The 13,997-nt window shown below is 40.0% G+C and carries 17 protein-coding genes; 12 read left to right on the top strand and 5 right to left on the bottom strand.

From position 1 onward, the window contains the following. The first annotated feature begins 52 nt into the window (after positions 1-52). Positions 53-388, top strand: a complete 336-nt coding sequence (locus IRB43_RS12650; RefSeq protein WP_343070872.1) for a YfhH family protein — start codon at positions 53-55, stop codon at positions 386-388. A 10-nt stretch (positions 389-398) separates the two neighbouring features. Next, entirely contained in the window at positions 399-668 is a 270-nt protein-coding gene (locus IRB43_RS12645) for a YfhJ family protein (RefSeq protein WP_203363850.1), read from the top strand. 186 nt (positions 669-854) lie between these two features. On the opposite strand, the gene IRB43_RS12640 is transcribed toward IRB43_RS12645, so the two are convergent. Next, positions 855-1,841 carry a metal-dependent hydrolase gene (locus IRB43_RS12640; RefSeq protein ID WP_203363849.1) on the bottom strand — a complete coding sequence of 329 codons (987 nt, stop codon included), beginning with the start codon at positions 1,839-1,841 and terminating at the stop codon, positions 855-857. 80 nt (positions 1,842-1,921) lie between these two features. Between IRB43_RS12640 and mutY the strand changes: the two genes are divergently transcribed. Then, positions 1,922-3,016, top strand: coding sequence for an A/G-specific adenine glycosylase (mutY, locus tag IRB43_RS12635; RefSeq protein ID WP_203363848.1), 1,095 nt, complete (start codon positions 1,922-1,924; stop codon positions 3,014-3,016). Here mutY and IRB43_RS12630 read toward each other — a convergent pair. Next, positions 3,013-3,237, bottom strand: a complete 225-nt coding sequence (locus IRB43_RS12630) for a hypothetical protein (protein WP_203363847.1) — start codon at positions 3,235-3,237, stop codon at positions 3,013-3,015. The genes mutY and IRB43_RS12630 overlap by 4 nt on opposite strands. 95 nt (positions 3,238-3,332) lie before the next feature. Between IRB43_RS12630 and fabL the strand changes: the two genes are divergently transcribed. The 4 genes from fabL (at position 3,333) to IRB43_RS12610 (ending at position 7,045) form a co-directional block, all read left to right on the top strand. Beyond that, the gene (gene fabL / locus IRB43_RS12625; RefSeq protein WP_203363846.1) at positions 3,333-4,082 is read left to right on the top strand and encodes an enoyl-[acyl-carrier-protein] reductase FabL; all 750 of its coding nucleotides are present in this window, start codon (positions 3,333-3,335) and stop codon (positions 4,080-4,082) included. A gap of 69 nt (positions 4,083-4,151) precedes the next feature. Then, positions 4,152-4,349 (top strand): gamma-type small acid-soluble spore protein, encoded by a 198-nt coding sequence (locus IRB43_RS12620; protein ID WP_203363845.1) that lies wholly within the window; start codon positions 4,152-4,154, stop codon positions 4,347-4,349. Between the two features lie 202 nt (positions 4,350-4,551). Beyond that, positions 4,552-5,082 carry a nucleoside tri-diphosphate phosphatase gene (gene ntdP / locus IRB43_RS12615; protein ID WP_238942000.1) on the top strand — a complete coding sequence of 177 codons (531 nt, stop codon included), beginning with the start codon at positions 4,552-4,554 and terminating at the stop codon, positions 5,080-5,082. A 184-nt stretch (positions 5,083-5,266) separates the two neighbouring features. After that, complete coding sequence (locus IRB43_RS12610) at positions 5,267-7,045, top strand: ABC transporter ATP-binding protein (protein WP_238941999.1); 1,779 nt, start codon at positions 5,267-5,269, stop codon at positions 7,043-7,045. Positions 7,046-7,084: 39 nt separating this feature from the next. On the opposite strand, the gene IRB43_RS12605 is transcribed toward IRB43_RS12610, so the two are convergent. Further along, on the bottom strand, positions 7,085-8,167 hold the full coding sequence (locus IRB43_RS12605) for an FUSC family protein (RefSeq protein ID WP_203363844.1): 1,083 nt from the start codon (positions 8,165-8,167) through the stop codon (positions 7,085-7,087). Positions 8,168-8,426: 259 nt separating this feature from the next. Further along, positions 8,427-9,713: a glutamate-1-semialdehyde 2,1-aminomutase gene (locus IRB43_RS12600; protein WP_203363843.1), complete on the bottom strand. Its 1,287-nt coding sequence runs from the start codon at positions 9,711-9,713 to the stop codon at positions 8,427-8,429. A gap of 124 nt (positions 9,714-9,837) precedes the next feature. Here IRB43_RS12600 and IRB43_RS12595 point away from each other — a divergent pair, with 124 nt between their 5' ends. The 4 genes from IRB43_RS12595 (at position 9,838) to perR (ending at position 12,351) form a co-directional block, all read left to right on the top strand. Continuing rightward, the gene (locus tag IRB43_RS12595; protein ID WP_238941998.1) at positions 9,838-10,236 is read left to right on the top strand and encodes a potassium channel family protein; all 399 of its coding nucleotides are present in this window, start codon (positions 9,838-9,840) and stop codon (positions 10,234-10,236) included. 77 nt (positions 10,237-10,313) lie between these two features. Further along, the gene (bcp, locus tag IRB43_RS12590; protein ID WP_203363842.1) at positions 10,314-10,787 is read left to right on the top strand and encodes a thioredoxin-dependent thiol peroxidase; all 474 of its coding nucleotides are present in this window, start codon (positions 10,314-10,316) and stop codon (positions 10,785-10,787) included. Next, the gene (locus tag IRB43_RS12585) at positions 10,784-11,731 is read left to right on the top strand and encodes a D-2-hydroxyacid dehydrogenase (RefSeq protein WP_203363841.1); all 948 of its coding nucleotides are present in this window, start codon (positions 10,784-10,786) and stop codon (positions 11,729-11,731) included. The genes bcp and IRB43_RS12585 overlap by 4 nt, the downstream gene beginning before the upstream one ends. 167 nt (positions 11,732-11,898) lie before the next feature. Next, positions 11,899-12,351, top strand: a complete 453-nt coding sequence (gene perR / locus IRB43_RS12580) for a peroxide-responsive transcriptional repressor PerR (RefSeq protein WP_203363840.1) — start codon at positions 11,899-11,901, stop codon at positions 12,349-12,351. A gap of 32 nt (positions 12,352-12,383) precedes the next feature. Here the strand turns inward: perR and IRB43_RS12575 are convergent, their stop codons facing one another. Continuing rightward, on the bottom strand, positions 12,384-12,731 hold the full coding sequence (locus IRB43_RS12575) for a YgzB family protein (RefSeq protein WP_203363839.1): 348 nt from the start codon (positions 12,729-12,731) through the stop codon (positions 12,384-12,386). A gap of 156 nt (positions 12,732-12,887) precedes the next feature. On the opposite strand from IRB43_RS12575, the gene IRB43_RS12570 reads away from it, so the two are divergent. Further along, positions 12,888-13,757: a nucleotidyltransferase-like protein gene (locus IRB43_RS12570; protein WP_203363838.1), complete on the top strand. Its 870-nt coding sequence runs from the start codon at positions 12,888-12,890 to the stop codon at positions 13,755-13,757. The last annotated feature ends 240 nt before the right edge of the window (positions 13,758-13,997 follow it).

Here is a 13,997-nt window from a genome sequence, read left to right as displayed (position 1 = left end):
TTCAAATATCTTGTTCTTTTAATATACTTAAGGAAAAAAGGGGTTGCAACTAGTGGAAACAGAAAAACGTTACAGTGAGATGACAGAATTCGAGTTAAAGCAAGAAATTTCACGTTTAAAAGAAAAGGCAAGAAAAGCGGAACAACTGGGCATCGTCAATGAATTTGCTGTGCTTGAGAGAAAAGCGGTGATGGCCGAAGCTTATTTACTAAATCCTGATGATTTTGAACCAGGGAAAATTTATGAAATTATCGGAGCGCCCGGAAGTTATTTCAAAGTTGATTACATGAATGGCGTGTTCGCTTGGGGATACCGTTTAAGTGGAAATGGCCAAGAGGAAGGATTACCCATTTCAATGTTGAAAGAAACACAAAAACTGGAACAGTGAGGTGAAAGCGATGGAAGAAATGTTTGAAAAGTTGACGTCGGTGTTGCTTAATAAAAATGATAGCTTATCCCACGCTCGAGCGAGAACATGGGTGGAATTGCTTTGGGAAGACTTCGAAGCGACCTATGCTAAAGCGGGTCATGACTATCGAGGGAAAGAAATGACTGAGAAAGTCGTCCGTCAATGGATTGAAAACTATGGCAGCCGTCTCCACGAATTTGCTGGCCGCTATGAAAAATACAAACATCTGCTCAACGACGAGCATGATGTGAAACATTAAAAACCTGCTGTGGCAGGTTTTTTATATGTGCGCGCATAGCAGATAGAGAAGGAGGCAAAAAGGGGCGAGTCTCCGCAAAACGTCCGAGCGACTGCGCAAGAAACAAGTCAAGTGCGCAAAAGAGAGTCCCTTCATCTCAAAGTTAGTCATAGTCAAAAGCCTACGCAACTTCTGCGCAGGCTTTTCTCAATTCGATCCAGGGACGAATTCTAATTTCTTTCTCAGTTTTTCTTCGCTGAAAATCCAACCAGTGTAGGAACCGACGATTTGATGATCAAGGTCAAGCTGGACGACAGCGACGAATGGATAGTAGCCGTTGTTTCGATAGCGAAGATCAATGAATTTCACTTCGTAGCAATCGTCGTATTCAGCGATTTCCCAGCGATAAACGGGAGAGAAATGAAGAAAGGCACCTAAATTAGCATCTTGTTTTGCTGCCTGAAAAAGCGGGCTGTCCGGTATCGGGACTCGCTTGTACTTATCCACAATCGTGACTGAGCGGCGATACCCTCTTGCGACATAAAAATGAGTCGGTGTTTTCACCGCAATTCTCCAAAGGTTAAAGCGAATAGTTGGTGCGATGATCACTTCTTCGGCGTCAGGAATGAGCCGATGCACAGCATTTCGAATCGCCCCTTGCATTTGAAAGCGCAATATATAGTATCCGATGAGAATGAGATAAATGACAATAAAGGTGTAACCGGGATTGAACCCAATTACCCAAAAAATGAGACCGATGACATGGATGGAAAAGATAAAAGGATCAAATGTATTAATAACACCTAAGGCAAGCCACTTCGATGAGAAGGGTCTTAGTGCTTGAGTGCCATAAGCGTTAAAAATATCAACAAAGACGTGCAGAAAAACGGCGAATTGTGACCATAGCCATAAATGTAATAAATTGCTCTCTGGCATGAAGAAGGAGAGAGCAGCTACAATGAGAACGGGCCATAGAAGCACCGCTGGAATGGAGTGAGTTGCTCCCCGATGATTTCGAATGTAGACAGCATTATTTCTAAGCTTTAATATGGTATCTATATCAGGTGCTTGAGAACCGATGACGACGGCTGTTAGTACGGCATATTTTGTCACCGGATCAGCAGCAACGACAGGATCAAGGGTAGACAAGCCTCCTAAAGCAAATCCCATGACAATGTGAGTTCCAGTATCCAAGCAGGGTACCTCCTTATAAATAGGATGCAAACGAAATGGTATCTTCCTTATCTTTATTTTAACATTTTCGGAGGTTAATTGTGAATTTTCCATCATTGAAATCATTGCAAAATGTAAATATTGAACAATTTCAACACGATTTAATCTCGTGGTATCAAGCAGAAAAGAGAGATTTACCGTGGAGAAAAGATCAAGACCCTTACAAAGTATGGGTTTCTGAAATTATGTTACAACAAACACGAGTTGATACGGTGATTCCTTATTTTAATCATTTCATCGACAAGTTCCCAACGATTGAAGCGCTGGCAGATGCTGAAGAAGAAGCGGTATTAAAAGCATGGGAAGGCCTCGGATATTATTCACGCGTCCGTAATTTACAAGCAGCGGTGCGTGAAGTGAAAGAAGAATATGGTGGGAGAGTGCCGAACACAAAAGAAGAGATTTCTTCGTTGAAAGGAGTGGGTCCCTATACAAGCGGCGCTATTTTAAGCATTGCTTACGGTGTGCCAGAACCTGCGGTTGACGGAAATGTGATGAGGGTAATGTCACGTATTTTATCCATTTGGGATGATATTGCCAAAGCGTCCTCAAGAAAAATCTTTGAAGAAGCGGTGCGGCAGTTGATTTCTAAAGAAGATCCCTCTTCTTTTAACCAAGCACTAATGGAGCTTGGTGCCTTAATCTGTACACCAACCTCACCTTCTTGTCTGCTTTGTCCTGTACGCGATCATTGTCATGCTTTCCATGAAGGCGTGCAGCAAGAACTTCCGGTTAAAACAAAAAAGAAAAATATGAAGCATGTGCATCTTGGTGCCGCTGTCATTGAGACAGAAGAAGGAGATGTGCTTATTCAAAAGCGGCCAGAGACAGGATTGTTGGCGAATTTATGGGAATTTCCGAATGTCGAGCTGAGTGGGACAGGAAATCCGAAAATAGAGCTTGAGTTATTTTTCCGTAAACAGTATGGACTCGATGTCGAGCTACAAGTGGAGTCCATTGCTAAAATCCAGCATGTGTTTTCTCATTTAACTTGGGATATTGATGTGTATTATGGAAAAATCAAAAAAGCACCCGTAACAAAAGAAAATAGTCAGTGGGTAAAAAAGGGAGAGGTCGAACGTTTTGCTTTTTCCGTCTCCCATCAGAAAATTTGGCGTCAAGCGAACCAGCTTTAGTCGAAGGAAATTTCTGTGCCGTGTGTGTAATCCGCTTCTTGTCTTTTCAATCCGCCACGGCTCATGATTTCTTCAACGATATCTTGATGAATCGTTTGCCCTTCTGCATTTAAATAAGGGACAATTTGTTGAAACGAGTGATGAAAATAGGCAAGTTCAGACTTTTCCCAATCTTTGATGGACATCATCGATAATTCAGTTAAATCACGACCGACATACATAAATAGACCCCCTTTTTCATTTATGTTTTACCGGTTAGTTGTCGGCTATACAAAGAGAAAGTAAAATACAAAAGAGAAACGAAAGGAGAATACCAATGGAGCAAAAAGTAGCACTAGTTACGGGAAGCAGCCGCGGAGTCGGAAAAGCGATTGCCTTGGAATTAGCCAAGCAAGGGTATAATTTAGTCATTAACTATGCACGCAGCAAAACAGCGGCGCTTGAAACAGCAGAGGAGATCAAAGCATTAGGACGAGAGGTGCTTGTTGTTAAAGCGAATGTTGGCGATGTAGAAAAAGTGAGAGCGATGTTTGCAGAAGTGAAGGAAACCTTCGGCCGGCTTGATGTGTTTATTAATAATGCTGCTTCTGGCGTTCAGCGTCCAATTATGGAACTAGAAGAAAAGCATTGGGATTGGACGATGGACATTAATAGTAAAGCGTTATTATTTTGTGCTCAAGAAGCAGCTAAGCTAATGGATCAAACCGGTGGAGGAAGCATTGTAAGCATCAGTTCACTCGGAGCGATTCGTTACTTGAAAAACTATACTGCTGTCGGTGTGTCAAAAGCAGCGGTTGAAGCGCTAACGAGATATTTATCTGTTGAATTAGCTGAGAAGAATATCGTCGTAAATGCAGTATCCGGCGGAGCGATTGACACCGATGCGCTGAAGCATTTTCCAAATCGTGAAGAAATTTTAGAAGATGCAAGAATCAACACGCCAGCTGGACGCATTGTTCATATTGAAGATATTGTTCAAACCGTCATGTTTTTAATTTCAGAAGGCGCTTATATGATTCGTGGACAAACGATTATTGTCGATGGCGGCCGGTCATTATTAGTATAATTTTTTTAAATTTTTTTGGATATTTCTTTTCCTTCCGGGACAAATTAAGTTTTGTGGAGGTGAAAAGGGATGAAAAATCAACCGAATTTCAGAGGAAAAACAGCTGCAGGTACAGATGCTAACCATGTGAAACAACAAAATGCTACTTCTGCTGCAGGACAAGCTGCATTTGGTACAGAGTTTGGTGCTGAGACAGATGCTCAACATGTAAGACAACAAAATGCTCAATCAGAATCGAACAAGAACAGAGCTTCTCGAAACAGCTAAGGCCATTGCCTTAAGTGAAAAATTAAGGGAAAAAGACTGTCTCCGAAATTGTCGGATGACAGTCTTTTTCTTTGATTAAATGACCTCTTTAGTTTTCATTTGAAGTCTAAATCGTTATAATAGTGTAATATAGAATGTTTGATTTAAATAAATTAAGGAAAAAGTAAAGTCAAAGTGCTTTAAATGAAAGTAGGGGAAAATCATGGCGATTCCCAGAGAAGGTGAATCCATCCAAATACATAGTTACAAGCATGACGGAAATATTCATCGTGTTTGGGAAGAGACCATTGTCTTAAAAGCAAACAACAACCTTGTAATTGGTGGGAATGACCACACGATTGTAACGGAGTCAGATGGAAGAACGTGGGTGACAAGAGAACCAGCGATATGTTATTTTCATGCCCGGCAATGGTTTAATATCATTGGGATGCTGAGAACAGACGGCATCTATTATTATTGCAATATTAGCTCTCCTTTTGTGTATGATCATGAAGCGCTAAAGTATATTGACTATGATTTAGATATTAAAGTGTTTCCTGACCGATCTTATATTTTACTCGATGAGGATGAATATGCACAGCATAGCAAGGAAATGAATTATCCGGATGTCATTGACAAAATATTAAAGCGCAACATTGACCACCTTATTTACTTAATTCATCAACAAAAAGGGCCATTTTCAAAGGAATTTATCGATAAGTGGTATGAAAAGTACTTAACTTACCGAGGCTAAGCTCTTTTAGTAAAAGGGACGGCGCCTGTTGAATCTTCAACAGGTTTTTTCTTTTTTGTTAGACACATAAAGCTGTGATCTTGTGCTTGTCGCCGCTGAACAAGCGCCTCATGCTTTTTCTTTGTCCAGCTTCAGGCGCTAGCGGTGACAAGCGCCTTACGCTTTTTCTTAAAGGGGGATTTATATGGGTGTGATTAGACGATATATGCAATTTGTGAAGCCGTATCGCTGGCAAATTATCGGGACGCTAGTGATTGGGATTATCAAATTTGCTTTGCCGTTGATGATTCCAATTTTAATTAAGTATGTGATTGATGATGTGATAGGCAGCGATGGGATGGCTGCGAGAGAGAAGCAAGAGCAATTATTTTTCATTATCGGTTCGATGCTAGTGGTCTTTACCTTTCTTCGGCCGCCGATTGAGTATTATCGCCAATATTTTGCGCAATGGACGAGCAATAAAATATTGTATGACATTCGCGATCGCCTGTTTTCACATATTCAGCAATTAAGCTTTAAATACTACTCTAACACGCGCTCTGGCGAGATTATTTCGCGGGTCATTAATGATGTAGAACAGACGAAGAATTTTGTGATTACCGGTTTGATGAATGTTTGGCTTGATGCGGCAACGATTGTGATTGCGATTATCATTATGTTGACGATGGATATAAAGTTAACGATCGTTTCGTTAGTAGTGTTTCCTTTTTATGCTTTTTCCGTTCGTTATTTTTTCGGCAACTTACGCAAATTGACTAGGGTGCGTTCCCAGGCGCTTGCTGGAGTGCAAAGCTATTTGCATGAACGGGTACAAGGAATGTCAGTGATTAAAAGCTTTGCGATTGAAGAGTATGAACAAACACAATTTCAAAAGCAAAATCACCATTTCTTAGAGAAAGCGTTAGATCAGACAAGATGGAATGCAAAGGCGTTTGCTGTTGTGAACACGATTACAGATGTCGCCCCGCTTCTCGTAATCGGTTATGCAGGTTATCAAGTGATCCAAGGGAACTTAACCGTAGGAACAATGGCGGCATTTATCGCTTATATTGATAAACTGTATAATCCGTTGCGTCGATTAGTGAATTCCTCAACGACGATGACGCAAGCGATTGCTTCGATGGATCGCGTATTTGAGTTGCTAGATGAAACGTATGATATTCAAGATAAAGACGATGCGATAACATGCAAAAATGTCAAAGGACATATCGTATTTGATCATGTTGATTTTGCTTATGATGAAGAAGAGAAGCAAGTTCTTCATCAAGTTCAGCTTGATGTGCAGGCGGGGGAAACAGTTGCCTTTGTTGGGATGAGCGGTGGAGGTAAATCCTCATTAGTAAGTCTAATTCCGCGATTTTACGATGTAACAGAAGGTCGAATTTTACTGGATGGTACAGATATTCGCGATTTTAAAGTACGTAGTTTGCGAGATAATATCGGGATTGTGCTGCAGGATAACATTTTATTCAGTGAATCTGTCCGAACGAATATTTTGCTAGCGAAGCCTGATGCAACAGAGAAAGAGATTATCGCAGCCGCAAAAGCAGCGAATGCCCATGAGTTTATTATGAATTTGCCTGAAGGATATGATACAAGGGTAGGAGAAAGAGGAGTGAAGCTTTCAGGGGGGCAAAAGCAACGAATTGCCATTGCTCGCGTGTTTTTAAAAAATCCGCCAATCATTATATTGGACGAAGCAACATCCGCTCTCGACTTAGAAAGTGAACACTTAATTCAAGAAGCAATGGAGAAGTTGTCGAAAGATCGGACCACTTTTATCGTGGCCCATCGCCTTTCAACGATTACTCATGCCGACCGAATTGTCTTGATCGAAAACGGCCAAATCATCGAAAGCGGCACCCACGAACAACTGATGAACAAACAGGGAAGGTATTACAAATTGTACCAGGTGCCTGTCACCCCCCGAGAATCGTCGGAAAGTGTCGAGCTTTCAAAATAGAATGCATGATAAAAGCCAGCCGAAGTGTTCGGCTGGCTTTTATGATTCTTCTTCGAGTTCAGGTGGCTGTTCATCATCATGATGAAATTTATTGTAGCTTGAAATTAAGTGATCCAAGTGTTCTAAGTTCTCTCCATATTCGAGGATGGAAGATAAGACGTGAAGCATATGAATGGATGTATTCATTTCTTCCGTTGGCGCCGCTTTTAATTCATTGGCAAAAAGGATTAAAAATTCTTCCCGATTAATGCATAGATCGAATATATCTTCCGTATCGGTCGTTCGCTTTGCTTTCCCGATATAGCGCAATAATAAATGTTCATGGTAGCTCATTAAGCAATCAAGGTGATCTTGCATCATTTTTTGTACAGATGGTTTCAAATGGTAAATTTCATTTTCAAACTGATTCATTCGTCTTAAAATATCAAAGCATCTGCGAGTAGAAGAAATCATTTTGCGATAGAGCACCATTTTTCGTTTCTTAGCGGTAATGTTCCTTGTCAAGGTACCGCGATCTTCTTTATAAAGTAAATAAAGATGATCAATCTTAATGAGCCGCTCACGAATCTTGCTAATATCTTTCTTCAATAAATGATATTCGGCCCCATTTCTCATGCTTAAACGAATCCATTTTAATGTATCTTCTGTGACTTGATTAATATGCATAAATAATTTCGTTTCATACTTCGGAGGTAAAAAGATTAAATTGACGATAAAAGCAGAAAGCACTCCAATCATAATAGTTAAGAAACGAATAGAAGCAAATTGAATAAACTGTTCATTTTGGACTTCCATGATGGCAATCACGGTTACTAAAGCTAATCCGATTGTATTTTCTAAACGCATTTTCAAAATCACACTGATCGCCACGATGGCTGCAATCCCAACGATTAAAAAATGATTACCTAACAGTAAAACAAAGGAAATGGCAACAACAGCCCCAATGATGTTTGCTTGCATCTGTTCGATCACAGTTAAATATGAACGATAGATAGTAGGCTGAATGGCAAATACGGCTGCAATTCCTGCAAACACTGGAGAAGGAAGGCCTAACAAACTTGAAACAAACAAAGCAAGCACGATTGCGATACCTGTTTTGAAAATTCGCGCACCTAGCTTCATATTATTGAGTAATTCCTTTCATTAAAGAAGTATAGTTTCCTTCATAAACGGCCAACAAAGCAGTTAAATAGGAAGCCAATAATGTACTATACAATGGACTGAACCTAATAGCAAGAAATAAACAAAGATTTTATCGGTCAATGATGTTCGAACGTAGCGTTATTTTTTATGAATGAGTGAAGAATTGCATAAATGAAGAAAGTGGAGGTTTTCATGATGAACCAAGCAGCAAGGTGTTGCCTGCTGCTTGGTTAAATGATTAAAGTTGAGAAAAAGCATAATCAACTGCTCTTAGCGTCGTTTCGATGTCTTCTTCCGTATGTTCGGTTGTTAAGAACCAGGCTTCGTATTTAGATGGTGCTAAGTGAATGCCTTGATTTAACATTAATTTAAAGAAGCGCCCAAACATTTCACCGTCCGTTGCTTCCGCTTGCTCGTAATTGACAACTGTTTCTGTTGTAAAATAAATCGTCAACGCTCCTTTTAAGCGGTTGATAGTAATTGGTGTATTATATTTTTTTGCAGAAGCTAAAATACCTTCTTCAAGCATGGCACCTAATCGGTCAAGCTCCTCGTACACTCCATCTTTTTTCAAGACTTCTAAACAAGCAATTCCCGCTAGCATGGACGCCGGATTTCCGGCCATTGTTCCGGCTTGGTACGCTGGGCCGAGCGGAGCGACTTTTTCCATGATATCCACACGTCCGCCGTAAGCGCCGATTGGCATACCGCCACCGATAATTTTTCCGATCGCTGTTAAGTCCGGATAAATGCCTAACAGATCTTGAACCCCACCATATGTGAAGCGGAAGCCTGTGATCACTTCATCAAAAATAAGCAGCGCGCCGGCTTCATGAGTCAGTTCTTTCACTTGTTGTAAAAAGCCTTCTTTCGGCTCGACAATGCCGAAGTTACCAACGATTGGCTCGATTAAAACAGCGGCGATTTGATCGCCCCATTTCGCAAGTGCCTCTTTTAACGGCTCAATCTCATTGAAAGGGACAGTGATCACTTCTTGCGCAATGCTTTTTGGTACACCCGCTGAATCTGGCGTTCCTAATGTAGAGGGACCAGAGCCTGCTGCTACTAATACTAAATCTGAATGTCCGTGATAGCAGCCGGCAAATTTAATGATTTTGTCTCGTCCTGTATAGGCGCGCGCCACACGAATCGTCGTCATTACCGCTTCTGTTCCGCTGTTGACGAAGCGAACCTTTTCCATCGCTGGCATCGCTTCTTTTAACATTTTAGCAAATGTCACTTCATATGGAGTCGGCGTTCCGAATAATACCCCGTTTTCAGCAGCTTTTTTAATGGCTTCTGTAATATGAGGATGAGCGTGTCCTGTAATGATCGGTCCATAAGCGGCAAGGTAATCAATGTATTTATTGCCGTCTACATCCCAGAAGTAAGCACCTTGTCCCCTTTCCATCGCCACTGGTGATCCGCCACCCACTGCTTTATAAGAACGGGAAGGACTGTTGACCCCGCCTACTATATGTTCTAACGCTTCTTTATGTAATTGTTCCGATTTGGAAAAATTCATCGTATAACCTCCTGATTTTTTTACTCCCTTTCCATTTTAGACCTGCCTCTCCGTTTAATCAATTCATAAAAAATATTGATTTTGCGTATAGTGGAAGGAAAGAAGGCGTAAAGGAGCGGTGAGAATGGCTGCGATGATTGTCAGTGCGGTCGTACTATGTGTAGGGATGAGTGTAAAGGGGCTATTTGCACAAGGGCAGCCCCAGCATCGCTATCTTTCTCTCTACTATTTTATTTATTTTGGTGTGTTATATTTAACGGTTATGATCGGCTTTGCTCTAATTTATGTCATTTTGCATATAAATGGTCATACTGTATGGGCGGGAGTGAATCTTAATCATTTACCTTTTTGGGAGCGGTTTTTCACTTCTTTATACTTTAGCGGAATTACTTTATTTTCAGTTGGTTATGGAGATATCGTGCCTGAAGGGATAGGGCGCTGGATAGCTCTTCTCGAAGCGTGGACAGGCTACACCATTCCCACCGCCTTTGTTGTTCGGACGATGTTAGAAAAAGAAACATAACTTGTTTAGAGTTGCCATCTGATTTCTGATCCGTTACGCTAAATTTGAATTTACTTTTAGCTAAGGGGGAAAAGCAGATGACAGTAATGATAGGAGAAATGGCGCCGGATTTTACATTGCCGGCTAATAATGGAGAAAATGTTCGATTATCGGATTATAAAGGGAAAAATATCGTGTTATATTTTTATCCAAAAGATATGACGCCGGGCTGCACGACACAAGCGTGTGATTTTCGTGACCAGCATGCGAATTTCAGTAATTTAAATACAGTGATTTTAGGCATCAGCACAGACCCTGTAGAACGTCACAAGAAGTTTATTGAAAAATATGAATTACCCTTCTTGTTACTCGCAGATGATGAACATAAAGTATGTGAACTGTATGATGTGTGGAAGCTTAAGAAGAACTTTGGAAAAGAATACATGGGCATTGAACGCTCTACTTTTGTGATTGATACAGAAGGCAAGCTAGTAAAAGAGTGGAGAAAAGTCAAGGTAAAAGGACACGTCGAAGAAGCACTTCAATTCATTCAAGACGAGATGAGCCAATGAAAACGGTCTTCACTTTTCGCCCTCCGCGGAAGCTGCAAGCGCAATTAATTGAGAACTATCCTTCTATTGAATTTATCTTTTATAAAACGGTAGAAGAAGCGGAAGAGTTAATACATGCAGAAATCATTGTGACATTTGGCGAGGACTTGACCCCGCAGCATATTGAAGAGTGCAAACAATTAAAATGGGTGATGGTTGCTTCAGCTGGGCTAGAAAAAATGCCTTTTGCCTCATTCAAAGACAAAGATATATTAGTCACGAATGCTAGAGGAGTACATAAAATCCCCATGGCGGAGTTTACTCTCGGCTATTTATTGAATCATGTCAAACGGTTCCCAGAGCTTCGGAAGTTGCAAGGTGAAGCAATTTGGAATAAGCGTTTGCCGATTAGTGAATTAGCTGATCAAACTCTTCTTGTTTTGGGCACTGGTGCTATTGGCAGTGAAATCGCTCGTCTAGCGGACGCTTTTCGAATAAAGACGATTGGAATCAACCGCAGTGGACGAGCAGTGGATTATTTTGCTGCTGTCTATCCAATCGATCAGCTGTTAACGGTGTTGCCTGAAGCGGATTTTGTCGTTTCAATCTTGCCTAGTACGAATGAAACGAAGCATTTATTGAAAAAAGAACATTTTCAAGCGATGAAAAACACAGCGGCATTTATTAATATCGGACGGGGAGATGTGCTAGAGGAGAAAGTATTAATAGAGGCACTCAACAAAGAGGAAATTGCTCATGCCTATTTAGACGTGTTTGAGCAGGAACCTTTACCGGAGGAGCATGCTTTCTGGAGCCATGAGAACATTACGGTGACTCCCCATATTTCAAGTATTACACCACAGTATTTACCACGAGTTTTTGAAATCTTTGAGTATAATTTAGAGCGATATTTACAAGGGTCGGATGTTTATAAGAATAGAGTGGATATTAATAGAGGATACTAAGTGTTACAAAAAAACCTGAAAAGATCATCTTTTCGGGTTTTTCTTAAGATGGGGACATGCATCAGTGATTTCGACAAGTTTTCAATATTGACAAATGATGTAGGAAATTAGTACACTAATTATAAAGATTATAATATAATAATACCTTTTAGAAAGAAATGAGGTGCATGACAGTGTCCCATGAACATGATCATTTAAAAGAAGCATTGGATACGCTTAAGGAAACTGGGGTGCGAATTACGCCGCAACGTCATGCGATACTTGAATACTTAACTCAATCTATGACTCACCCGACTGCAGATGATATTTATAAAGCGCTTGAAGGAAGATTTCCTAACATGAGCGTTGCGACTGTGTATAACAATTTACGAGTGTTTCGTGAAGTCGGTTTAGTGAAAGAACTGACTTATGGAGATGCATCAAGCCGTTTTGATTTTGTAACGACTGATCATTATCATGTCATCTGTGAAGATTGCGGAAAGATTGTTGATTTCCATTACCCGGGCTTAGATGAAGTAGAACAACTAGCATCGCATGTCACAGGATTTAAAGTGAGTCATCATCGAATGGAAGTGTATGGCACTTGCCCGGATTGCGCGCAAAAAACAGAAATCCATTAAAAAGAATTGTTCGTCAGACGAACAATTCTTTTTTATTTCTTCTGATTATATTTTTCATTAAACTCTTTGCCTTCAAGGCTTTGATCGAGCGTTAGCGGTTCTTTGCAATACATGCACATATCCACTCGCCCCAGCACCTTCGTTGGTTTCCCACAGCTTGGACATATCACTTGCACCGCTTTTGTAGACAACATGCCAATCCAGAAATAGACGACTGTACTCGCGATAATACATAATAGGCCAAGCAGCATAAACAGCGTCATGATCAATGGAGATTGTCTAAAGAAAATTCCTACATACATTATAATAAAGCCAATGAAAATTAAACTAAGAGCAAACGTGCGAATCCTATTAATTTTGCTTGAATAATTTTTTGCCATTATAATTAAACCTCCTAACAATAGACTATAACATAATATCCCTCTTTAGGAATAGCTGTAAAAGCGGTTTAAACGAGTGAAAATTAATTGAAGGAGTTTTTTATTTTTTTGTCGAAATTATGGAGACAGAACAAACTTTGGTTTGGAGGAATTAGTATGGAGGACATCCTTCGTCCGCTTTATCAAGAACGAACAAGCCAGCAGAATACTCTTGGTGTGATTGCTGTCGAAAAAAGAGAGAAGATGGGCACATTCACTGATAATTTTGATGCTGTGCTTTTAATTATCGTAAAGGAAGCGGAAGATCCTGTTTTCATCAAGCACTATTTGTATGGTGATAAAAAGGCTTCGTTATTTATTATCACTGAAGGACAGTTAAATGAATGGCTTCTTTTAGGGAGTAATCGAAAGGTCATCGAGTGGCTGTATCATGGGAAAACTTTATTTGATCGAAATGACTTTGTGCACGAATTAAAAAAAGAGATGCGGGAATTCCCGTTTTATGGCCGGCAAATAAAAATGTCTATCGAGTTTTCGAGGTTAATTAGAAGGTACACAGATGGCAAAGCTTTTTTTACCAATGGTCATTATTTAGATGCCTATAATCATGTGATGCATTCGCTTCATCATTTAGCGCGTCTAGCGGTTATTGAAAACGGTTTTTATCCAGAAGTCACTGTTTGGCAACAAGTGAAGCAAATAGAGCCGGAAATTTATAAACTATACGAAGAATTATTAATGAGTGATGAAGACTTACAAAAACGGTTAGAACTGTTGTTTTTAGCTAGTGAGTTTTTAATCTATTCTCGTACAGAAAGTGGAGCTGCACATTTATTATCGGTGATTAAAGAAAAAGAGTCATGGACGATTCAAGAATTGTTAGATCACACAGAAGTGAAACACTACGCAATTGATTTATCCATTTTGCTTGAATATTTAGTAGAAAAATCATTTGTACAGGAATTTGCAGTTGGTACAAAAGGGCAAGGGGTTTATCACCGTTATTATCGAATTTTGGGGAAATAACTTTTTTGAAAAAAGTATTGACCAATCTGTTAGAGTTTGATATATTAATATGCGTCGCTACTGATAACAAACAGTTGCGGCGCGTAAATTAAAAAGTTGTTGACATCAGATTTTGAAAATGATATGATGTTAAAGTCGCTAAAAACGACACGGATTTAAATTGAACTTTGAAAACTGAACAAAATAAACGTCAACGTTAATTCAAATTTTATTTTATGAGCAAGTCAAACATCTTTTTGG

The sequence above is a fragment of the Bacillus sp. REN10 genome (assembly GCF_016820555.1).
GTDB lineage: Bacteria > Bacillota > Bacilli > Bacillales > Domibacillaceae > Bacillus_CE.
This window is presented reverse-complemented; position numbering and strand designations above follow the sequence as displayed.